Source organism: Streptomyces sp. NPDC050388 (genome assembly GCF_040655635.1).
In the GTDB taxonomy this organism is placed as follows: Bacteria; Actinomycetota; Actinomycetes; order Streptomycetales; family Streptomycetaceae; genus Streptomyces.
In genome coordinates, this window is the sequence record NZ_JBFAKH010000040.1 from 40,020 (window position 1) to 62,736 (window position 22,717).

The 22,717-nt window shown below is 72.6% G+C and carries 15 protein-coding genes; 8 read left to right on the forward strand and 7 right to left on the reverse strand.

Going from position 1 to position 22,717, the window contains the following annotated elements:
• The first annotated feature begins 14 nt into the window (after positions 1-14).
• The 3 genes from AB0I73_RS23060 (at position 15) to AB0I73_RS23070 (ending at position 4,447) form a co-directional block, all read left to right on the forward strand.
• Positions 15-1,589, forward strand: a complete 1,575-nt coding sequence (locus AB0I73_RS23060; protein ID WP_363040170.1) for an alpha/beta hydrolase — start codon at positions 15-17, stop codon at positions 1,587-1,589.
• A gap of 72 nt (positions 1,590-1,661) precedes the next feature.
• A complete protein-coding gene (locus AB0I73_RS23065; RefSeq protein ID WP_363040172.1) occupies positions 1,662-2,756 on the forward strand; it encodes a chemotaxis protein in 1,095 nt (364 codons plus the stop codon).
• Between the two features lie 272 nt (positions 2,757-3,028).
• Positions 3,029-4,447, forward strand: a complete 1,419-nt coding sequence (locus tag AB0I73_RS23070; protein ID WP_363040174.1) for a SpoIIE family protein phosphatase — start codon at positions 3,029-3,031, stop codon at positions 4,445-4,447.
• A gap of 20 nt (positions 4,448-4,467) precedes the next feature.
• Here AB0I73_RS23070 and AB0I73_RS23075 read toward each other — a convergent pair whose 3' ends face one another.
• Complete coding sequence (locus tag AB0I73_RS23075; RefSeq protein ID WP_363040176.1) at positions 4,468-5,964, reverse strand: hypothetical protein; 1,497 nt, start codon at positions 5,962-5,964, stop codon at positions 4,468-4,470.
• A 235-nt stretch (positions 5,965-6,199) separates the two neighbouring features.
• On the opposite strand from AB0I73_RS23075, the gene AB0I73_RS23080 reads away from it, so the two are divergent.
• Both AB0I73_RS23080 and AB0I73_RS23085 read left to right on the forward strand, forming a co-directional pair.
• The gene (locus AB0I73_RS23080; protein WP_363040178.1) at positions 6,200-7,339 is read left to right on the forward strand and encodes an aminoglycoside phosphotransferase family protein; all 1,140 of its coding nucleotides are present in this window, start codon (positions 6,200-6,202) and stop codon (positions 7,337-7,339) included.
• A 245-nt stretch (positions 7,340-7,584) separates the two neighbouring features.
• Positions 7,585-9,597: a peptidoglycan recognition family protein gene (locus tag AB0I73_RS23085; RefSeq protein ID WP_363040180.1), complete on the forward strand. Its 2,013-nt coding sequence runs from the start codon at positions 7,585-7,587 to the stop codon at positions 9,595-9,597.
• A gap of 70 nt (positions 9,598-9,667) precedes the next feature.
• Here the strand turns inward: AB0I73_RS23085 and AB0I73_RS23090 are convergent, their stop codons facing one another.
• From AB0I73_RS23090 to AB0I73_RS23100, 3 genes are all read right to left on the reverse strand, one after another.
• A complete protein-coding gene (locus tag AB0I73_RS23090; RefSeq protein WP_109380903.1) occupies positions 9,668-10,165 on the reverse strand; it encodes a hypothetical protein in 498 nt (165 codons plus the stop codon).
• A gap of 82 nt (positions 10,166-10,247) precedes the next feature.
• The gene (locus AB0I73_RS23095) at positions 10,248-11,165 is read right to left on the reverse strand and encodes a universal stress protein (protein ID WP_363040182.1); all 918 of its coding nucleotides are present in this window, start codon (positions 11,163-11,165) and stop codon (positions 10,248-10,250) included.
• Positions 11,166-11,323: 158 nt separating this feature from the next.
• Positions 11,324-11,566, reverse strand: coding sequence for a DUF397 domain-containing protein (locus AB0I73_RS23100; protein ID WP_363040184.1), 243 nt, complete (start codon positions 11,564-11,566; stop codon positions 11,324-11,326).
• Between the two features lie 247 nt (positions 11,567-11,813).
• On the opposite strand from AB0I73_RS23100, the gene AB0I73_RS23105 reads away from it, so the two are divergent.
• Positions 11,814-13,625, forward strand: coding sequence for a sulfatase (locus AB0I73_RS23105; RefSeq protein ID WP_363040186.1), 1,812 nt, complete (start codon positions 11,814-11,816; stop codon positions 13,623-13,625).
• Positions 13,626-13,666: 41 nt separating this feature from the next.
• Here AB0I73_RS23105 and AB0I73_RS23110 read toward each other — a convergent pair whose 3' ends face one another.
• The gene (locus AB0I73_RS23110; RefSeq protein ID WP_363040188.1) at positions 13,667-15,163 is read right to left on the reverse strand and encodes an acyl-CoA synthetase; all 1,497 of its coding nucleotides are present in this window, start codon (positions 15,161-15,163) and stop codon (positions 13,667-13,669) included.
• 171 nt (positions 15,164-15,334) lie between these two features.
• Between AB0I73_RS23110 and AB0I73_RS23115 the strand changes: the two genes are divergently transcribed.
• Positions 15,335-17,125: a serine hydrolase gene (locus AB0I73_RS23115; RefSeq protein ID WP_363040190.1), complete on the forward strand. Its 1,791-nt coding sequence runs from the start codon at positions 15,335-15,337 to the stop codon at positions 17,123-17,125.
• A gap of 42 nt (positions 17,126-17,167) precedes the next feature.
• Here AB0I73_RS23115 and AB0I73_RS23120 read toward each other — a convergent pair whose 3' ends face one another.
• Complete coding sequence (locus AB0I73_RS23120; RefSeq protein WP_363040192.1) at positions 17,168-18,730, reverse strand: NAD(P)/FAD-dependent oxidoreductase; 1,563 nt, start codon at positions 18,728-18,730, stop codon at positions 17,168-17,170.
• 178 nt (positions 18,731-18,908) lie between these two features.
• Between AB0I73_RS23120 and AB0I73_RS23125 the strand changes: the two genes are divergently transcribed.
• A complete protein-coding gene (locus tag AB0I73_RS23125; RefSeq protein ID WP_363040194.1) occupies positions 18,909-20,117 on the forward strand; it encodes an RNA-guided endonuclease TnpB family protein in 1,209 nt (402 codons plus the stop codon).
• 115 nt (positions 20,118-20,232) lie between these two features.
• Here AB0I73_RS23125 and AB0I73_RS23130 read toward each other — a convergent pair whose 3' ends face one another.
• Positions 20,233-22,527: a tetratricopeptide repeat protein gene (locus AB0I73_RS23130; protein WP_363040196.1), complete on the reverse strand. Its 2,295-nt coding sequence runs from the start codon at positions 22,525-22,527 to the stop codon at positions 20,233-20,235.
• Positions 22,528-22,717: the final 190 nt, after the last annotated feature.

The window sequence follows — 22,717 nt, forward strand, 5'->3', positions numbered from 1 at the left end:
CCCTGGAGGCATCGATGCTGGCCAAGCTGTCAACGCGATCCCCGGTCCGGCGCCGCGTGGTCACCGGAGCAGTCGGACTGGCCCTGCTGAGCGCGGGTCTCCCGGCCGCCGTTGCCGCGGACGGGGACCTCGACCGGTTCTACGACCAGAAGATCAAGTGGTCGGCGTGCAAGAGCACGGACATGCCCAAGGACCTGCAGTGCGGGAAGATCACCGTCCCCGTCGACTACACCGAGCCCGACAAGGGCTCCCTCGACCTGGCCCTCGCCCGCTACCGGGGCACCGGCGACCCGCGCGGCTCGGTGGTGCTGAACTTCGGCGGACCGGGGGGTTCGGGCGTCCTCGGACTCGCCCATGCCGGCAAGGAGTTCATGGGGCTCACCGACGAGTACGACGTGGTGTCCTTCGACCCTCGCGGTGTCGGCCGCTCCTCACCGGTCAGCTGCGGCACCCAGGCCACCGGGCAGGCGCTGGAGGCGACCGGCGGCGAGAACATGTCCGACCCGCGGGAAATACTCACCCGGTTGCGCGAGGTGGCCGCCGAGTGCGCCGAGCACTCGGGCCCGGTGTTCCCGCACATCGGCACCGTGAACGTCGCGCGGGACCTGGACGTGCTGCGCGAGGTACTCGGCAACAAGAAGCTCAACTACCTGGGGTTCTCCTACGGAACCCGGCTGGCCTCGGTGTACGCCGCCCAGTTCCCCGAGAGGGTGGGCCGGTTGGTGCTGGACGGGGTGGACACCCTGACCGAACCACTGGCCGAACAAGGGCTGGCGAGCGTCAGGGGGCAGCAGCTCGCACTCGAGCACTTCCTGACCTGGTGCACAAAGGACCTTGCTTGTCCGTTCGGCCAGGACCCGCGCGGGGCAAGGGAGTTGGCCGTCAAGCTGGTCGCCTCGCTCGACGAGAACCCGGTACCGACGGACCTCGGCCACGAGTTCACCGGCCAGGACCTCGCGGGCGCCATGGCGCAGGGCCTCTACAGCAGGCAGCTGTGGCCGTTGCTGCAACGGGCGCTCGCGCAGCTGTTGGAGGACGGGGAGACGCGCGGGGTGGAGGCCTTCGCCACCGGCGGGGTGACGCTCCCCGCGCCACAGCGGGAGAACGACCCGCTCGTCGACGAGGAGGACGTCCCCCTGGACAACCTCCCCGCCGCACTGATGGCGGTGAACTGCGCGGACGACCCGGACCGTCCGGCCGCCGAGCAGGTGACCCGGGACCTCTCCCGGCTGCGCGCCGCCTACGAGAAGGCCTCACCGGTCTTCGGCCGCCACCGGCTCGCCCAGGTGCTGATGTGCCACGGCCGGCCCAAGGGGACCGCCTACATCCGCGAGGAGGTCAAGAACGTCGACACGCCGAAGATGCTGCTGGTCGGCACGCGGGGCGACCCGGCCACGCCGTACCGGTGGACGGTGGAGACGGCCGAGCGGCTCGGCTCCTCGGCGGTGGTGCTGGACAACCGGGGTGAGGGCCACACCGGCTACGGATCGTCCGACTGCGTGCACCGCAAGGTCGACGACTTCCTGCTCTACGGTTCCCTGCCCCCCAGCGGCAGCTCGTGCGGCTCCGAGGAGGACTTTCGTGAGTGAGTCCGCTCGCGGGGCGACGACGGCGGGATCGCCCCAAATGCCCTCTCGGTGAATCCGCTCTATGGTGCTTTCATGGAGCACGATCTGAGTCCCGCGACCCTTGCCGAGCTTCGTCGCCCGCGCCCCTACCCCGCGGTGTCGGTGCTGACACCGACACACCGGCGCGAGCCCCTCAACGCCCAGGATCCGGTGCGGCTGCGCAACATGGTGGCCGAGGCCAAGAAACAGCTGGAGGCCGATCCCGCGGTCACCCGGGACCGGCGCAGCGAGGTCGCCCTGCAGCTCGACCGGGCGCTGGCCGAGGTCGATCTGGCGCACGCCGAGGACGGGCTGGCCATCTTCGCCGCTCCGGGTGAGCACCAGGTGTGGTCACTCGCTCGTTCCGTGCCGGAGCGTGTGGTGCTCTCGGACACCTTCCTGACCCGCAACCTGGTGTCCGCCCACACGGCGGAGCGCCCCTTCTGGGCGCTGTCGCTCTCCCCCGACCGGGCCACGCTGTGGAGCGGCGGCGTGGACCGGGTCACCGAGGAGCACCTCGGCGCCTTCCCGCTGGTCCGGAGCATGGAGAACTTCGACCCCGAGCGCCTGGAGCAGGTCGGCGACCAGCCGAGCTCCTACCGGGACGAGGGCACCCGCCGGTTCCTGCGCGAGACCGACACCGCGATGCGCGCGGTGCTGCGCGAGCACCCCCGGCCCCTGTACGTCACCGGCGAGCCGGCCGCACTGTCCCTGCTGGGCGAGGTGGGCGGCGTGGCCCGGGAGGCGGTGCACGTCCAGCACGGCGGGCTCGCGCACGGCACGCCCGACGCGGTGTGGCAGGCCCTGCGTCCGGTGCTCGAGAGCGAAGCGCGCAAGAGCACCGAGGAGGTCGTCCGGGCCCTGGAGACGGCCCGCGGACGCAAGGAGTTCGCGGGCGGCGTCGACGAGCTGTGGCAGAACGCCCGGGACGGCCGGGTCCGGCTGCTGGCCGTCGAGGAGAACTTCCGGATGACGGTGCGCGACACGGGTGAGCATCTGGTCCTCGCCGGGACCGGCGACCTGGACGCCCGCGAGGACATCGTGGACGAGATCGTCGAGCAGTGCCTGGAGACCGGAGCCGAGGTCCGCTTCGTCCCGGACGGAACACTGGGCAACACGGACCGGATCGCGGGCGTGCTGCGGTACTGAGTGCGGACAGACGGCCGTCCGTCGAACAGGTGAGTGAGCGACGGGCGGGCACCGAGCGCACCCTCAAGTAACCTGCGCACCAACGGAGTTGTTCCGAACGACGAACATCCGGCACCTACCTCCGGGTAACTGCGCGAAGACGGTGGCATATGCCACCGACATGACCTTGGGGCGTCTCGCCGAATCCCTTACAGGGCGTGGCGTGCTGTGCCACAGTCGTAACGGTCCTTCCACCCGCCTCTGGCCCGAACCGTCCCACATCGGAGTGCGTCATGCCGCCCCACCTCTCCGCGGACCGCTCAGCCGCCCAGCCGCCAGGACGCGGCCCGGTCGACGCGCTCATCTCGCAGACCCGGCGGCTCAGGGGTGACGTGGACGCCGTACGGCGCGACACCGCGGCCGACGCCTCGGACCCGGAGGACCGCTGGCAACGCGCGCTGTACGACCTGGCGCTGCACCAGCTCAACGACCTGGACGAGCACCTGGCCCAGCTGCGGGACGGCCCCCCGCCCTTACCGGCGCCGGCCGGGTCCGGGCCCGCCGCACCGCCCCGGCACGACTCCCTGCTCAGCCGGGTCGGTAGCGCCGAGTGGAACCTGCTGACGGACGAGGCCAGTTGGTCCGGGGAGCTGTACCGCATCCTGGACCGCGACCCGGCCGCTCCCCCGCTCACCCTCGACGAACTGCCGTCCCTCGTGCACGACGAGGACCGGCCGAAGCTCACCGCGATGGTCACGGGCTGTCTCGTCGACGCCCGGCCCATCGACGGGGAGTTCCGGCTGCTGCGTCCCGACGGCAGCGCCCGGACGGTGCACATGATGGGCGAACCGGTCCTCGGGGCCGACGGCAGCACCGCCTCGATGTGGGCCGTGCTGCGGGACGTCAGCGAACTGCGCCGCCGCCGACGGGCGGTCAGCGAGACCCGCGCATCGCTGCACCACCAGCGACAGGCCGCGGCGCGAACCGGACACCGGCCCGCGATCGAGCCGCAGGAATCCGTGCCGTCCCCGTGGCACGGCTCCCTGCCCCTCCCGCACCGGGGCCCGCGAACCCTGGACCTCGCCGCCCGGCACCTCCCGTCGCCTGCCGGAGCACCGACCGGGGGCACCTGGTACGACACCCTCGAACTGTCCGACGGCACCGCCCTGCTCAGCGTCGGCGAGCTGACCGGGCAGGGCGCCGGTCCGTCGTCGGACATGACGATGCTGCTCGGCGCGATGCGCGGCATGGCGATGGCCGGCACCGCACCGGGTCCGCTGCTGGCCTGCCTCGACCGGCTGCTCGACGCCACCGGGCAACCGGCCCTCGGCAGTGGCCTCTGTATGTACTACCGGCCCGACACCCGCTCGCTGGTGTGGGCGCGGGCCGGACGCCCCGTCCCGCTGCTGTTCCGCGGCGGGACGGGCCGCGCCCTGGACGCCCCGGAGGGCGGTCGGCTCGGTGCCTCCCCGGCCGCCCGCTACGGGCAGGCCGAGGAGACCCTCGAAGTCGGCGATGTGCTGGTGCTGCACACCGGCGGGCCGGTACCCGGGCGGGTTGGGGCCGCCACCGTCCCGCACCTCCTCGAGCTGGCACCGCAGTTCACCGGGGACCGCACCGCGCGGGACTGCCTGCCGGTCGTTCTGCGGGAGTTCGGCGACACCGCGCGCGAGGAGGAGGCCTGCGTGCTCGTCGTCCGCGTGACCTCGTAGGAAGACCCTCCGCAACTCCTTTATGCCAGTGTGCTGTTGCCGCCCTTCCCTCTGGGCCTCGGCAGGGCCTGCCTGATCTCCTCCCGCAGTTCCTGGATCCTCGGGTACGAGGAGTACTCGGCGGTGAGCCGGTACATCTGGCGCAGCCGGTCCCAGGTGCGGCGCGAGGAGTTGGAGCCCATCGACATCAGCGCCAGACGTGCGTACCGGTCGGCCTGCTCCGGGTCGTCCGCGATGAAGCAGGCGGAGGCCATGGAGAGATGGTCGAAGATCTTCGACCGTTCCCGGCCGTCGACGCGCAGGGACAGCGCCTTCTCCGCGTAGTGCTGGGCGTGCGCGGCCGCGCCCGGCTCGAACTCGGCCAGGGTGCGGTAGGCCAGGGCCTGCATCCCGTACAGATCCTCGTCCTTGAAGGTCTGCATCCAGTCCGGCTGCTCCAGATCGGCCCCCCGGTCGGAGACGAACAGGTCCTCGGCCCGGCCCAGTGTGCGGCGCATCGCCTGCCCTTTGCCCATGGACGCCTGCGCCCAGGCCTCGATGGTGTGGAACATCGCGCGGGTGCGCGGCAGCAACTCCCCGCCCGACCCGGACTGGGCGAGCTTCAGCAGGTCCAGGGCGTCGTCGGGCCGGCCCAGGTGCACCATCTGGCGGGCCGCACGGGACAGCGCCTCACCCGCGCGCGGCCGGTCACCTCCCTCTCTGGCGGCGTGCGCCGCGATGACGAAGTACTTCTGGGCCGTGGGTTCCAGGCCGACGTCGTGCGACATCCAGCCCGCCAGGACGGCGAGGTTGGCGGCGACGCCCCACAGGCGCCGCTGGAGGTGGGGCGGGTGGTGGTAGGCGAGCATGCCGCCCACCTCGTTGAGCTGGCCGACCACCGCCTTGCGCTGGAGGCCGCCGCCCCGGGCGGCGTCCCAGGCGCGGAACACCTCCACGGAGCGCTCGAGTTCCTCGATCTCCTGAGACCCGATGGGGGCGGCCTCGTAGCGGTCGAACCCGACGGAGTCGGCGTGCAGCGGATGGTCGATTCGGGGAGCGTCGGTGGTCAGTGCCGGATCGGTGTGCAGCCAGTCGTGCATGGCGCTGCTGAGTGCGGATCCGGCGGAGAGCGCGGCGCCCGCGCCCACCAAGCCGCGTCGGTTGAGCATGAGGTCCATTCCCGTGAATTCGGTGAGGACCTCGGCTGTCCGCTCGGGCGCCCACGGCACTCCGTCGGGATGTTCCGCACTCCCGCCGCGTGGCCGTTTCCCCGTACGCCCGTGCCGGACCAGACCGAGATCCTCGATGGTCACGACACGGCCGAGACGCTCGGTGAACAGGACCGCCAGTACCCGCGGCACGGGATCGCGCGGGATCTCTCCCATGTCGATCCACCGCCGTACCCGGGAGGTGTCGGTCGCCAGCTGGGGATGGCCCATGGCCGCCGCCTGCCGGTTGACCAGCCTCGCGAGTTCGCCCTTGGACCAGCCGGCCAGGCCGAACAGGTCCGAGAGCCGGGTGTTGGGTTGTCCGCTCACGTCAAGCCCCCAGGTTCTCGGCTGAGTTGACAGTAGCCCCGTGCGAGTTGCCGGGCGACTATTCGCCAGGGTTCGCCAGGGTTCGCCAGATGGTGTGCCAGGGGGCATCGGGTGTCGAGTAGGAACGCGCCACCACGACCCGGTCTCCGCCGGGGGCATTCCCCAGGGTGCGCCTGGGCGACCGGGCCGGGTGGCGCGATGACGTCGCAGGCACACGAAGGGATCTGTATCGCCCATGTACGCAGCATCGTCCTCCGTGTCCGCACCGCCCAGGCCACTGCGTCCGCGTCCGTCGGACAACGGCCCCTACCTCGCCCCCGCGCGCCCGGCGGCCACCGTGCCGGGCCCGGGCAAGGTGCGGCGCGCTCCGGGCGCCGGCCCCCAGCCGCTCAGCGGCAGGCTCGACCTGTCCGGGCCCCAGGGCGCCCAGTTGCGCACGGCGATCGCGTCGGTGCACCGCATCTGTCCGGAGTTCGCACCGGTGCAGGTGCTGCGCCGCAGCGGCCGGTCCATCCTCCTGGTCGGGACCACCGGCCGGAGCACCGCGGTGGCCAAGTGCTTAACGGATCACTCCCCCGTCTGGTCCGAGCGGTTCCGGCACGAGATAGCGGCGTACCGCTCGTTCGTCCGGCACCGCCCACCCGTGCGGGCGCCCCGGCTGATCGCGGCGGACCCGGACAACTGCACCCTGGTGATCGAGCGGATGCCCGGCCGGGTGGCGGCGCTCCAGCGGCACCCGGCGGAGGCACCGCCGCGAGCGGACATCAAGGCGGCGCTCGGCGCGATCTGCCGACTGAACGGGTGGCGCCCGCCGGCCGGTACCTTCGACGCCCCGCTGGACTACGCGGCGCGGATCGCCCGCTATCACGAGCTGGGCCTGCTCACCGACCGGGACATGGGCGATCTGCAGAAACTGCTGCACGGCATCGCGCACGCGGCCGGGCGCCACGGCATGGGCCAGTTCTGTCACGGCGACGCGCTGCTCTCCAACATCCTGATCTCACCGGCCGGTCCAGTGCTGGTGGACTGGGAACACGCGGGCTGGTACCTGCCGGGCTACGACCTGGCGACCCTGTGGGCGGTGCTCGGGGACGCGCCGACGGCCCGGCGGCAGATCAGCCAGATCGCGCAGTCGGCGGGCCCTGCCTCACGCGACGCGTTCCTGGTGAACCTGATGCTGGTGCTGACGCGTGAGATCCGTACCTACGAGACGGCCGTGCAGCGTTCGATGCGCGAGGTGGGCCCGGTGGGACCGGGTTCGGCCCAGCAGGGCGTTCTGCCGTCCGGTGAGGAGCAGCGGCTGCTGCTGCGGCGCCTGCACGACGACTGCCAGATGGCCCGCCGGGCCGTGCGCGCGGCGGTCGGCACTCGCTGACCGGGGTGTGTGAGAGGTCCGCGGTGCTCCTCTTCGGGGACACCGCGGACCTCTCACACACCCCCGCACGTTCCTGCGCTCCCACCGCGTCGCGGCACTGGCCCTCCGCCACGACCCGCGGCCCGGATTGCCGGGGAATTTCGCTCCTTCTGGGCATGATTGACGGATCATCGGCACGCCGGTAGCACCATCCGACCGCCGGCCCCGCACGGTTCATCCCGACCGATCGTCCCCAGGAGACTGTGTTGCGAGGATCTCCCCCCACCGAGCCCGGCCGTGCGGCGGCCGGGCATCGCCGTTCCCGCCGCACCACCGGTGCCCTGGCCGCGGCTGCGCTCACGCTGCCGCTGCTCGGCGCGGCCCCGTCCGGGGCCCGCCCGGACCCGACCCCACCGGACGCGACCCGGCTGCAGCAGGCGTTCAGTGCCTCCGCCGCCGCGTACGGGGTGCCACGGAGCGTGCTGCTGGGCGTCTCCTACCTCCAGTCCCGCTGGGACACGCACGACGGAGCGCCGAGTGTGACCGGCGGCTACGGCCCGATGCACCTCACGGACGCCCGTACCGCGCTGGCAACGGCGACGCCGCATCACGGCGAGGGGACGGAGGATCCCCGGGGTGACGACGCCCGCCCCGCGCTGCGGCCCGGGAAACGGCGTGCCGAGGCACTGCGCTTCGACGCGCGGTCGCCGCGCACCGGCGCGGTCCCGGACCGTCTGGCCACCCTGCCGAGGGCGGCCGAGCTGACCGGGCTCAGCGCCGCGCGGTTGCGTGAGGACCCGGCCGCGAATGTGGCGGGCGGCGCCGCGCTGCTGGCCGAGGCCCAGCGGGAGCTGGGCGAGCCGCCGAGCGAGGACCCGGCCGACTGGTACGGCGCGGTGGCCCGTTTCTCCGGGGCGGACGACACGGCGTCGGCGGCGGCGTACGCGAACGACGTCTACGAGGTGATCCGCGCCGGTGCGCGGCGCGTCACGGACTCGGGACAAGAGGTCGTCCTGGCCGCCCGTGCGGACCTCGCGCCGGACCGGTCCGCGCCGGCCCGCACCGGTCTGCGTACCGCCTCCACCGCCGCGACGGAGTGTCCCGAGACGGTGTCCTGCGAGTGGGTCCCGGCACCGTACGAGGAGTTCGGGGACGGCGACTACGGCAACCACGACCTGGGGAACCGACCTGTCTCGCAGCCCGTCCGGTACATCGTCGTCCATGACACCGAGGGTGCCTGGGAGGGCGTTCTCGACATGGTGCGGGATCCCACCTATGTGTCGTGGAACTACAGTCTGCGCTCGACCGACGGTCACATCGCCCAGCACGTGAAGGCCAAGGACATCACCTGGCACGCGGGCAACTGGTACGTCAACGCCGGGTCGATCGGGCTGGAGCACGAGGGCTTCCTGGCGAGGCCCGACGCCTGGTACACCGAGGCGATGTACCGTTCCTCGGCCCGTCTGGTGCGGTACCTCGCCGAGAAGTACGACATCCCCCTGGACCGGCAGCACATCCTGGGCCACGACACCGTGCCCGGTCCGACCACGGAGGCCGTGTCCGGCATGCACACCGACCCCGGGCCCTACTGGGACTGGGCGCACTACTTCGCGCTGCTGGGCCGTCCCTTCGAGGCCACCGCCGGCGAGGACGGCGCACTGGTGACGATCCGTCCCGACTACGCCGCCCACGGCCCGGTGTTCACGGGCTGCGGGAGCGCCGGCGAGCCGTGCGCGGCGCACGGGTCCAGCGCGGTGCGCCTGTACTCCGACCACGACGAGAAGTCCCCCCTGATCAGGGACAGCGCCCTGGGTTCGGCCCCGACGACCGGGGTGAACGACCTGTCCTCACGGGTGTCGACCGGCCAGCAGTACGCGGTGGCCGGCCGGTGGGGCAACTGGACCGCCATCTGGTACCTGGGGCAGAAGGCCTGGTTCAGGAACCCTCAGGAGCGGCCCACCGCGGTACCCGCCGCCGGCCGGGTCGTGACCCCGAGGAAGGGCCTGGACTCCGTGCCGGTGTACGGGCGGGCCTACCCGGAGGAGGCCGCCTATCCGGCGGAGGTGCCCGTGCAGAAGGTGTCCCCGCTGCCGTACAGGCTGCCGAAGGGCCAGGAGTACGTCACCGCGGGCAAGGTGCCCGGCGAGTATCTGTACGCGGTGACCTTCGACGAGGCCTCGCACCGGGTGGTCAGGGGCGAGGACCCGTACTACCAGATCCAGTACGGCCACCGGATCGCCTTCGTACGGGCGGCGGACGTGACGGTGAAGTCCTCGTAGCACCGGCCGGTCCTGTCCCGTTCCCGGGCCGGGGACGGGAAGGGGACGGAAACCGATCAGCCGGCCCGGGTCAGCCCTGCTGGAACAGTTCCGCGGGCAGCGGCTTGAGGAGGGCGTACAGGTCGTCGGTGATGGGGCGGTCCCAGGCGGCGATGGTGACCAGGACGTTGTCGCTGCGGTCGAACTGCACACAGGAGATCCGGCTCTCGGAGAGCTTCACGCGGCGCACGATCAGCAGGTTGTCGCCCTGCATCACGGGCACGTCCTCGGTGCCGACGACGGTCACCTCCTCCTCGTTCTCCAGCGCCAGCAGCAGCTGCCCCACCTCGAAGGGGACCTCGCCCTCGGCGACCTCACGGGCCGCGGAGCCCTCCGGCAGATTGCCGATGATCATGGCGGGGCCACGACCGCCGAACAGGTCGTAGCGCAGGAAGACGCCCTGGCACGTGCCGTCGGGGGCGGGCAGCAGGCCGGCGCCCAGGTTTCCGGGCCAGTCGCCCGGGTCCATGGCCAGTACGTCGAAGTCGGGCCCGGCGGGAGTGGCACTGCGGCGGCGGAGGAACGACATGCCGCAATGGTACGTGCCCGCACCCGTCGCCGGACGGCCGGGCGACGCCCGCCACTCCCCCGAGGCGGGCGCGCTCCGGGAGCTACTCCTCGGGGGGAGCCGGCGGGACGACCGCGACGGGGCCGGCCGCGTGCAGCAGGACGGCCTGGGTGACGGAGCCCATCATGCGGGCCGGTGCCAGCAGGCGTCGTCGGTGGCGCCCCACGACGACCAGCTCGGCGTTCTCGGAGGCCGCGACCAGGTGTCCGGCGGCATCACCGGGCAGCACCAGGATCTCGGCGACGACTCCGGGGTGCCGTTCGCGGTGCGGGGCGAGGCATCCGCGGGCGAGGGTCCGGGACTCGTGCTCGACGGCGCCCTGGTCGATCTGCGGCGCCGGCATCTCCCCGGGCAGCATCCAGGTCTGCGGGGGCCACGGGTAGGCGGCGACGATCCGGAGCCGGACGTCGCGCAGGGCGGCCTCGTCGAAGGCGTGAGCGAGGGTGGCCTCGTCGGGGCTGTCGACGTTCAGTCCGACAACCACGGACGGGCCGGCCGTGTCGGTGCCGACGGGCGTGTCGGTGCCGGTCCCGGCCCCCCGCCCGGGCCGGGGCACCACGACGACGGGGCATTCGGCGTCCCTGGCCGCGGCCAGGGAGTTGGAGCCGAGCAGCAGACTGGCGAACCCGCCGCGGCCCCGGGAGCCGAGCACCAGCAGCTGCGCGGTGGCGCCGAGTTCGGGGAGGAGGGCGCCGGGAGCCCCGTCCAGGGCGACGAAATCGACGGCGGGGAGCCCGGTCCGTCCCTCCAGCCGTGCACGGACCAGATCGAGGACCGGGTCCTCCTTCGGGGCGGGCGGTCCGGCGGCCAGCACCTCGGGCTGGCCCCAGGCGGCGTACTGACGGACGTGCACCACCCTCAGCGGGGCCGCACGCCGGCGCGCGGCGTCGATGGCCCACTCCAGGGCGCGCAGACTGTCGTCCGAACCGTCGACCGCCGCGACGACCGGCTGGGTGCTCATGGGCTTCCTCACTTCCGGACCACGACCCGCACCTTCCCGGGCCGGCCTGGCTCAGGCCCGGTCCCGGAAGACTATCCCCGGTCGTCTGTCCGGAAGTACCGGCGACCACACCCGGCGCCACGATCGTTCCGCTCTGCGGCGGGGCGTACGCGTCCGGCTCACGTCAGGTCGAACTCCCCCTCCCGGGCTCCCGACACGAATGCGCCCCACTCGGCCGGGGTGAAGATCAGGGAAGGGCTCTGCGGGCGGCCACTGTTCCGCATGGCGATGAAGCCTTCCACGAAGGCGATCTGGACATCCCCCAGGCCTCGGCTGCCGGGCTGCCACTGCGCGTTGCTGAGGTCCAGGTCAGGCTTGTCCCAGCCGGTGAGCGGTCGCTGCTGGGTGGTGCTGTCGGCCACGTCCGTGCTCCTCCCGGTTTCCGTCGTCCGCGGCCAGCCTAGCGATCGGTTCCGGCCTCCGACAGGCCACGTCGGCGTCCGTTTCCGGGGCGCGGCAGGCGGGGGTCCGCCCGCGTGGACCCGGGCCGGTGAATCCACGCGGGCGCGATTGAACACGGAGTGACGTGCGAACGTACTGATGGCGGCAGGCCCGTCCACCGGGCCCGGTTTGCCATGCCACCGCAGTACCGCACGGAAGGACCCCCGGGTGCAGCTCTTCACTCGCTCCCGTCAGCTGTCGGACACCACCGGGAGCGGAGCGGACCCGGACGACGGCCCCACCGCCTCCGGCGAGGCAGCCGGGGAGGCGCCGAAGGGCACGGCACCCGCCCGGTGGGAGCGCCTGCGCCGGCGTCACCCGCGTGCGGCCCGCGCCGTCACGGTCGGGACGACCGTGACGGCCGGGGCGCTCCTGCTCTTCGCCCTCCTCGTGCCGAACCGCGTGGAGCGGCTCACGTTCGAGGCGTTCCTCCGTGTCCCGGCCGAGGGAATCCTGCTGGCGACCCTGCTGCTCGCGCTGCCGCCGAAGCCCCGGCGGATCACCGCGGTGGTCTCGGGCGTCCTCCTCGGGCTGCTCACCGTTCTGAAGATGGTGGACATGGGCTTCTACCAGGTGCTGGCCCGGCCGTTCGACCTGGTGCTCGACTGGATCCTGTTCGAGCACGCGGCGGAGTTCGTGCGGGAGTCGTTCGGCCGGGGCGGGCAGATCCTCGCCGTGATCGGACTGATCATCCTGTTCATCACCCTGCTGGCGCTGATGACACTGGCAGCGGTGCGGATCACGAACCTGATGGTGCGCCACCGTCCCGCCGCCGTCCGCACCACGCTGGTCCTCGGCGTCGCGTGGATCACCTGCGTCACGCTGGGCGTGCAGGTCACCGACGTCCCCCTGGCCACCAAGGGCACCGCGGAGATGCTGGGCAACCGGGTGGAGCAGATGCGCGCGGGCATCAAGGACGGGCGGGTCTTCAAACAGCAGGCCGCAACCGACGCCTTCGCCGACACTCCGCCCGACCAGCTGTTCACGGAACTGCGCGGCAAGGACGTCCTGTTCACGTTCATCGAGAGCTACGGCCGGGTCGCGATCGACGACCCGGCGATGGCGGAGCCGATCGACGCGGTACTGAAGGAGGGCACCGACACCCTGGAGGCCGCCGGTTTCGAGTCGCGCAGCGGATGGCTCGAGTCACCGGTGACGGGCGCGGGCAGCTGGCTCGCCCACTCCACCTTCCTGTCCGGCCTGTGGATCAAGAACCAGCAGCGTTACCGCAGCCTCACCACCAGCGACCGCATGACCCTCACCAGCTACTTCCGCAAGGCCGGTGACTGGCGCACCGTCGGCATCGTGCCCGGGGTGCGGCGGGCCTGGCCGGAGGGCAAGTACTTCGGCCTGGACCACATCTACGACTCCGAGCACCTCGGCTACCGGGGACCGTACTTCAGCTGGACGCCGGTGCCCGACCAGTTCAGCATGGAGGCCTTCGAGCGCCTGGAGCACGGCAGGAAGGACCGCGAGCCGATCATGGCGGAGATCATCCTCGCCTCCAGCCACAACCCGTGGTCCCCCAACGCCCGCATGATCGACTGGGACGACCTCGGCGACGGCTCCGTGTTCCACCAGATCAAGAAGGAGGGCACCGATCCCAAGGAGGTCTGGCAGGACCCGGAGAGGGTACGCACCGAGTACCGCAAGTCCATCGAGTACTCGCTGCGGAGCCTGATCGAGTGGATGGAGCGGTACGGCGACGAGAACACGGTCCTGGTCTTCCTCGGCGACCACCAGCCGGTCCCGACCGTCACCGCCGGGAGCACCAGCAAGGACGTGCCGATCAGCATCGTCGCCAAGGACCCGAAGGTCCTGGACCGGGTGGCCGACTGGAACTGGACCGACGGCCTCAAACCCGCCCCGACCGCACCCCGTTGGGGCATGGACACCTTCCGGGACCGCTTCATGACGGCGTACGGGCCCCAGGGCGGCAGCGGCGCCGGGCGCGGCGCCGCGCCGCGCCCCACCGGCTGAGCAGGCTTACCCGGTCCGGCCCGCGCCGGGCCGGACCACGCTCATCCGGTGAAGCGGTGGCGCAGCTCCCGTTTGAGGATCTTCCCACTGGCGTTGCGCGGCAGTTCGTCCACGAACAGGACCCTCTTCGGCGCCTTGAAGGACGAGAGCCGTTCGCGCGCGTGCGCGATCAGTTCCTCCTCCGTCGTCTCGCCGCGCGCGACGACGACCGCCGTGACGGCCTCCACCCAACGCTCGTCGGGGAGGCCGATCACGGCGGCCTCGGCGACCGCCTCGTGCGTGTACAGCGCGTCCTCGACCTGCCGTGAGGCGACCAGGACGCCACCGGAGTTGATGACGTCCTTCACCCGGTCGACGATCGTGAAGTAGCCGTGGGCGTCGCGCACCGCGAGGTCCCCGGAGTGGAACCAGCCGTCACGGAAGGCCTCGGCGGTCTCCTCGGGCTTGTCCCAGTACCCCTCGCACAGCTGCGGCGACCGGTAGACGATCTCACCGGGTGTCCCGTCGGGCACGTCCTTGCCGTCCTCGTCGACCACCCGCGCGTCCACGAACAGCACGGGCCGCCCGCAGGAGTCCATGCGCCCCTTGTGCTCCTCGGGGCCGAGGACGGTGGCCAGCGGGCCGATCTCGCTCTGCCCGAAGCAGTTGTAGACCGCCAGGTCCGGCAGCCGCCGCGTCAGCCGCTCCAGGACCGGCACCGGCATGACGGACGCCCCGTAGTACGCCTTGCGCAGTCCGCTCAGGTCGCGGGTGGCGAAGTCGGGGCGGTCGGACAGGGCGATCCAGACCGTGGGCGGGGCGAACAGGCTGTCCGCGCGGCCCGCCTCGATCAGCTCGAAGATCCGGTCGCCGTCGGGCGCGTCGAGGATGACACCGGTCGCGCCGACCGCGAGGTAGGGCAGCAGGAAGACGTGCATCTGCGCCGAGTGGTAGAGCGGGAGCGAGTGCACGGGGAGGTCACCCGCGCCGAGGTCGAGGGCGGTGATGGCGCTCAGGTACTCGTGCACCAGTGCGCGGTGCGTCATCATCGCGCCCTTGGGCCGGGCGGTGGTGCCGGACGTGTACAGCAGCTGCACCAGGTCCTCGGAGCGCGGCTCGGGTCCGTCGTACGCGGGCGCCCCGGCCAGCAGGTCGAGCAGCGAACCGTCGGCGTCGCGCAGGGGCAGCGTCCGTACACCGTCCGGGAGCCGTCCGGCGAGGTCGGGGTCGGTGAGGACGAGTGTGCTGCCGGACTGGCCGACCGGATAGGCGAGGTCGTCGCCGGTCAGGTTCTGGTTGACCGGGACGTGCACCAGGCCCGCGCGGGCGCAGGCGAGGAAGCCGATCAGGTAGGCGTCGGAGTTGTGGCCGTAGGCGCCGACCCGGTCCCCGGGCGACAGCCCCTCCGCCAGCAGGACACTCGCCGCCGCCGAGACGGCGGTGTCGAGCGCGTCGTAGGTCCAGGTGCGATCGCCGTACTCGATGGCGGTACGCGCCGGAGTGCGCCGGGCGCTGCGTCGCAGGAGTCCGTCGACCGTGCTTCCGTGTCCGGGCGTCATGACAGATGATCCTCGGTCGACCGGCCGGGGAGGTCAAGGACTTCGACTTCTCCCGCGACCGCGCACGCCCCATTGACACATCCCGCACCTGACAGGAAAGTTTCACCCCGCAAGGCGATCCCCGAAAGATTCTTTCAGGCCGCCCGCGGCCACGACACGGGAGGAACCCCCATGACGGACGCAGGGTCGAGCGGTCTCACCCGCCGGCAGCTCGGCGGGCGCGCACTGGCTCTGGGCGGCGCCCTGGCCTTCGCCTCCCTCCCGGCCGGCCCCGCGGCAGCGGCCCCGCCGTCGGCGGCGGCGTCGGGCAACGGGCGTCCGACCCTGCGGCACGGATCGGCCCGGCAGGCCGGCCTTCTCGCGGAGCATCTGAGCCGACTCGTCACCGACGCCGAGGCGTTCCTCGGTCCGTCCCCCGAACACCCCTGGTACGCGGGCGCCGTGCTGCTCGCCGGACGCGGTGGCACCGTCGCACTCCACCGGCCCATCGGCATGGCCGTGCGCTACCAGGCGTACGACGAGAAGACCGACACCGGCGTCGAGTTCCCGGCGGACCGGCAGATCCCCATGGCCGAGGACACCGTCTTCGACCTGGCCTCGGTGTCGAAGCTGTTCACCTCGATCCTCGCCGTGCAGCAGATCGAACGGGGCGCCCTGGAGCTGGAGGCGACCGTCGCCTCGTACCTGCCGGACTTCGGCCGCGCCGGCAAGGCGAAGGTGACGGTTCGTCAACTTCTGACGCACACTTCGGGTTTCCGTCCCTGGATCCCGCTCTACAGCGCTCCCACGTACGAGGAGCGCATCCGCCTCGTCCTCGACGAGGCGCCGGTCAGCCCGCCGGGCACGGCGTACTCGTACTCGGACCTGAACCTGATCTCGCTCCAGCTGGTGCTGGAGAAGGTCACGGGCCGCACCCTGGACGTCCTGCTCCATGACGACGTCACCGGCCCGCTGGGCATGCGACGCACCCGCTACAACCCGCCCGCCTCCTGGAAGCCGCGGATCGCCGCCACCGAGGACGCCCGCCTGCCCTGGTCCGGTCTCGACCGGGGGCTGGTGTGGGGCGAGGTGCACGACGAGAACGCCTACAGCCTGGGCGGGGTCGCGGGCCACGCGGGCGTGTTCTCGTGCGCCTGGGACCTGGCCGTGCTCGGGCGGACCCTGCTCAACGGCGGCCGCTACGGCCGGGCTCGCGTGCTGAGACCGGAGTCGGTGGACCTGATGTTCACCGATTTCAACACCGACTTCCCCGGGGACGAGCACGGCCTGGGCTTCGAGCTGTACCAGCACTGGTACATGGGCGCGATGGCCACCCCGCGCACGGCGGGCCACACCGGCTTCACCGGCACCGCTCTGGTACTCGATCCGACCACCGACTCGTTCCTCGTCGTGCTCGGCAACTCGGTTCATCCCGTACGCAGTTGGCGTTCGGGGTCGGCTCCCCGCGTGGCCGCCGCGAACCGGCTGGCCCGCGCGGTCCCGGTCCGCCCTGCGCAGGGACGCACGGCCTGGTTCTCCGGGATGGCGAGTTCGGCGACGGCGACCCTCACCCTGCCCGCGGTGGACACCTCGTCCGGCGGCGCGCGGCTGCGCTGCGCCCTGTGGTGGGACACCGAGCCGCGCTCCGACGTCCTCACCCTGGAGGCCACGGTGGACGGCGGCGCGACCTGGCAGCCGGTGCCGTTCACCACGGAACGCCGGGGCGGGGAGCCGGAACGGCATCCCTCGGGCGCCGCCACCGGCTGGTCGGGCCGTGTCTGGCACGGGCTCACCGCCGGTCTGCCCGCCGCGCGGAGCCTCACCCTGCGCTGGCGCTACGCGACGGACCGGTTGTACGTCGGGCGCGGTGCGTACGTCGACGGGATGCGCGTCGCGACCGGTGACGGCGTGCTCTTCGACGAGGCCCGCCCGGCGGACGCGGCACGCGTCCGGGCCGTGGGGTGGAGCCGGTCGGCCGACTGACACCCGGCCGCCCTCCGCCGGCCCTCCCCTCGGCCCGGCCCGTCAGCCCGCCTCCAGGACCGCCATGGCCGCGTTGTGCCCCGGCACCCCGCTCACCCCGCCGCCGCGCACCGCGCCCGCACCGCACAGCAGGACGTTGGCGTGCCGGGTCTCCACGCCCCACCGGCCGGTGCCGTCCTGGGCGTAGGGCCAGGACAGCTCGCGGTGGAAGATGTTCCCGCCGGGCAGCCCGAGGTCACGGTCCAGGTCCAGCGGGGTCTTCGCCTCCAGACACGGACGCCCGTCCGCGTCGGTCGCCAGGCAGTCGGCGAGCGGTTCGGCCAGATGGGCGTCGAGCTGGGCGAGCGTCGACTTCAACAGTTCCTCCCGCACGGCGTCGTTGTCCCGTTCGAACAGCCGGGCCGGGGTGTGCAGGCCGAAGAGGGTGAGCGTCTGGTAGCCCTGTGCGGCGAGGTCCGGGCCGAGGATCGTCGGGTCGGTGAGCGAGTGGCAGTAGATCTCGGAGGGCGGCGCGGCGGGCAGTTCACCGGCGGCGGCCTGCGCGTGCGCGGCGGCCAGTTGCCCGTATCCCTCGGCGATGTGGAAGGTCCCGGCGAACGCCTCGCGCGGGTCGACGGAACTGTCGCGCAGCCTGGGCAACCGCTTGAGCAGCATGTTCACCTTGAGCTGGGCGCCCTCGGCCGGGGCGGGGGGTGTGTCGCCGGTCAGCGCCGCCAGCTCCCGCGGGGAGGCGTTCACCAGGACGTGCCGGGCGGCGGCGACCCCCTCGCCGTCGGCCGTGCGGTGGATGACCTCGGCCGTGCGTCCGTCCGTGTCGATCCGTACCGCCTCGTGACCGGTGGCGATGACGGCGCCCGCGTCGCGCGCGGCGGCGGCCAGCGCGTCGGTGAGGGCGCCCATGCCGCCGACCGGCACGTCCCAGTCGCCGGTGCCGCCGCCGATGACGTGGTAGAGGAAGCAGCGGTTCTGCCGGAGCGTGGGGTCGTGGGCGTCGGCGAAGGTGCCGATGAGGGCGTCGGTGAGGACCACACCCCGCACGAGGTCGTCGGTGAAGCGCTCCTCGACGGCGACACCGATCGGTTCCTCGAACAGGGTTCGCCAGGCCTCCTCGTCGTCGATCGCGTCACGCAGCTCCTCGCGGGTGGGCAGCGGCCCGGTGAGGGTGGGGAAGACCCGCTCGGCGACACGGCCGGTCATGCCGTAGAAACGCTGCCAGGCCCGGTACTCGCGGTCGGATCCGGTGAGGCGGGCGAACGCCTCGCGGGTGCGCCGCTCGCCGCCGCCGACGAGCAGCCCGGTGGGCCGCCCGTCGCGTTCGACGGGGGTGTAGGAGGAGATGGTGCGGGCGCGTACCCGGAAGTCGAGCCCCAGGTCCTGGACGATCTTCCGGGGCAGCAGGCTGACCAGGTACGAGTACCGGGACAGCCGTGCGTCGACACCGGCGAACGGCCGGGTGGACACCGCCGCCCCGCCCGTGTGGTCCAGCCGCTCCAGAACCAGGACGGAGCGTCCCGCTCGGGCCAGATAGGCGGCGGCGACGAGACCGTTGTGGCCTCCGCCGACGATGACGGCGTCGTACGTCCGGGTTCCCTCGTCTGCGCTCATCGGGACTCCTTCGTGGATACCCCGGCCTTCAGGCCGGGGTGGGGGCACCCCCTGCGGGGGATAAACGGACACCTGCGGAGCCGGGCAGGAAAAGCCGGATCGCCGCCGGGACGATTCGTCGTCCGCCGATCACCGGCCGACACCCTTGACTCACACGGGAGCTGATAGAATGTGAGTCATGGCGCGGCAGGTCAAGCGGGCGTTCAAGTACCGCTTCTACCCCACGGACGAGCAGACGGCTGAGCTGTCGCGCACGTTCGGCTGCGTCCGCCTCGTGTACAACAAGGCGCTGGAGGAGCGCACCCGGGCCTGGTACGGCGAGCAGCGTCGGATCTCCTACGTGCAGTCGTCCGCCGCGCTGACGGAGTGGAAGAAGACCGGAGAACTCGCCTTCCTGGCTGAGGTGTCCTCCGTCCCGCTCCAGCAGGCGCTCCGCCACCTTCAGACGGCGTTCGCGAACTTCTTCGCCAAGCGGGCCAAGTACCCGCGCTACAAGAGCCGGAAGAAGTCCCGCGCGTCGGCCGAGTACACCCGCAGCGCCTTTGCATGGCGCGACGGGAAGCTGACACTGGCCAAGATGACGGAGCCCCTGGACATCCGCTGGTCGCGCCCCCTCCCACAGGGGGCGGAGCCCACGACGGTGACCGTCTCCCGCGACAGCGCGGGCCGCTGGTTCGTCTCGATGCTCGTCGAGGACACCATCGCCCCGGCCCCCGCCACGGACGCGGCGGTCGGTCTGGATGCCGGGATCACCTCCCTGGTGACCCTGTCCACCGGGGAGAAGATCGCCAACCCCCGGCACGAGCGCCGCGACCGCGCCCGGCTGGCCAAGGCGCAGCGGGAGCTGTCCCGGAAGGCGAAGGGCTCGGCCAACCGGGCCAAGGCCCGGCGGAAGGTGGCCCGCGTGCACGCGCGGATCGCCGACCGGCGCCGGGACTTCCTGCACAAGCTGTCGACTCGTCTCGTCCGTGAGAACCAAACGGTCGTGATCGAGGACCTCACGGTCCGCAACCTGATGAAGAACGGCAGGCTCGCGCGCGCCCTCTCGGACGCCGCCTGGACGGACCTGCGCATGATGCTGGAATACAAGTGCGCCTGGTACGGGCGCGAACTCGTCATGGTCGACCGCTGGTTCCCCAGCTCGAAGCTGTGCGGGGCCTGCGGCACGGTCCGCGAGAAGCTGCCGCTGAACGTCCGCGAGTGGACGTGCGGCTGCGGCACCGTGCATGACCGCGATGTGAACGCGGCACGCAACATTCTGGCCGCCGGGCTGGCGGCGTCTGCCTGTGGAGACGGTGTAAGACCTCAACGGGAGTCCTCCCGGACGGGGCGGTCGTCGGTGAAGCAGGAACCCCGGCGGGCGACCGCTGGAACCCCCTACCGCTAGGCGGGGGGAGGAAGTCAAGTGGTTCTTCGTAGCACGTGCGGATCCGCGCCGACCAGGCAGCGGGCTCCCTCGGCCACGGCGTCGCGCCACGGCGTCGCGCCGCCCCGCCGTGCCGTCAGGCTCCGCCCGCGGCCCGCCGCCGTCGCAGTCCCGCCACCTCGCGGTGCAACGCGGCGGCCGCGGCGCCGTGGCCGAGCTGCTCCAGGCAGCGGGCCTCGTCGTCGCGGGCGGCGAGGGTGTCGGGGTGGTCCGCGCCGAGGACGCGTTCCCGGCCGACGGCCACCCTGCGGTACTCGGTGAGCGCTTCCGCCCAGCGGCCCAGCCAGCCCAGACCGACGGCGACCTCGCGGCGGCTGACCAGGGTGTCCGGATGGTCGGCGCCGAGCACCCCCTCACGCAGGGCGCACACCGCCCGGGACTCGGCGAGGGCCTCCGCCCAGCGGCCGAGCCGGCCGAGGTTGACGCCCAGACCGTGCCGGGCGCGCAGGGTCTCGGGATGAGCGGGGCCCTGGACCCGGGTGCGGTCGTCGACCAGGCCGCGGTAGAGGTCGAGGGCCTGGGCGGTGTGACCGAGCCGGCCCAGGCCGATGCCGGTCTCGTAGCGGGCGGCGAGCGTGTCGGGGTGGTCCGGGCCGAGGACCCGCGCGCGGGCTCCGGCGACCTCGCGGTAGGTCTCCAGAGCCTCCGCCCACCGACCCAACTGCCCGAGCGTGTAGGCGACTTCATAACGGGTGACCAGGGTGTCCGGATGGTCGGGGCCGAGCACCCGGGCGCGGGCGGCGGCCACTTCGCACGCCATGCTGTACGAGTCCTCCAGGCGGCCGAGCCTGGAGAGGTTGAAGGCGAGGTTGTGCCGGCAGCGCAGGGTGTCGGGATGCTCGGCCCCCATGGTGCGCTCGCGGGCGGAGAGCACCGACAGATAGACCTGGTGGGCGTCGAAGGGCCGGCCCAACTGGGCCATGACGTACGCCATTTCCTGACGGGCGGCCAGGGTGTCGGGGTGGTCGGACCCGAGCGCGCGGATACGGGCCTCGGCCACGTGCTTGTACGCGCGCAGCGCGTCGGCGGCGCGGCCGGTGCGGCTGAGGGTGAAGGCGACCTCGTAGCGGCTGGCGAGGGTGTCGGGGTGGTCCGGGCCGAGGAGGTGTTCGCGTTCCGCGGCGACCGCGCGGTGCACCTCCCCCGCCTCCGTCCAGCGGTCGAGGCGGCCGAGGCTCAGGCCCGCGTTGTGCCGTCCGGCCAGGGCGGTCAGGGCCTCCGGCGACGGGACGGGCCGCTCCTCCTGCGGGGGCGGCTCGGCACGGCCGGTCGCGGGGCGGGCGATCCACTCGCCGGACAGCCCGGCCGCCGGATCCGGGGGCGCGGTGCGCGCTCCGGCGGCGACCGCCTTGCGGCCGCCGGTCATGCCGCGGGTCCAGGACGGCAGCCGCGGCGCACCCGCCACCGGCTCGGGCGCCGGGGCCGCCGGGGGCGGCAGAGCCACACGTTCGCCCGCACCGGTCGGGCCCGCGGGCTCCGGCCAGGCCGTCACCGCGGCCGGCACCGGCAGCCGCGCCGGCGCGGCCCGCAGTGCGCCGATCCGGCGGGCCAGTTCGCGTGCGCTGTCGGGGCGCCGGCCCGGTTCCTTGGCCAGCAGGTCGAGGATGATCCGCTCCAGCCGCTCGGGCAGTTCGGCGCGGTGGCCGCGCGGCGGCCGGGGCGGGGTGTCACGGTGGCCGACGAGGATCGCCCACGCGTCGTCGAGGTCGAAGGGGGGCACCCCGGTGGCGATCTCGTAGAGCACGCAGCCGAAGGAGTACAGGTCGCTGCGCCGGTCGACCTCGGTGCCGCTGATCTGCTCCGGCGACATGTAGTGCGGCGTGCCCATCGCGACGCCGGTGCCGGTCAGCCGGGACGTGAATCCGATGTCGTGGCCGAGGCGGGCTATGCCGAAGTCGCAGATCTTCACGGTGCCGTCGGCGATCCGCACGATGTTGGCGGGCTTCAGGTCCCGGTGCACGATGCCCTGGTCATGGGTGTACGCGAGGGCGGCGGCGACCTGCTCGGCGATCTCCACGACCTCGTCGACCGGCAGCGGGTGCTGCTTGTTGTCCTCCAGGAGCCGGCTGAGGTCACGTCCCTGCAGCAGCTCCATCACCAGATACAGCACTCCGTCGGACTCGCCGAAGTCGTGCACGACGGTGATCCCGCGGTGCTGCAGGGACGCCGCCACCCGGGCCTCCCGCCGGAACCGCTCACGCAGTACCCGGCTGAAGGAATGGTCGTGGTGGGCGTTCAGTGGTTTGAGGCACTTCACGGCGACCTGCCTGCCGAGTGACTCGTCGCGTGCCCGCCACACCTCCCCCATGCCGCCCCGCCCGATCGGATCGAGCAGCCGGTACCGGCCATGGATCAGCCTGCTGTCCCCCATCTCCCGCCCCCGTCGATGTCCAACGCGCCCTCCCCTGGCCCGTCCAGTATGGCGATGTCTCGCCCGATTTTGTACGGTGCCCACCCCTCTTGCGGCGCGCCCCTCCTCCGGGACGCCCGGTACGGCGGCGGTCCCGGCGCCCTGCCGCCCCGAGAAACGGGAGCCCGGCGGCCTGCACGGCGCAGGCCTC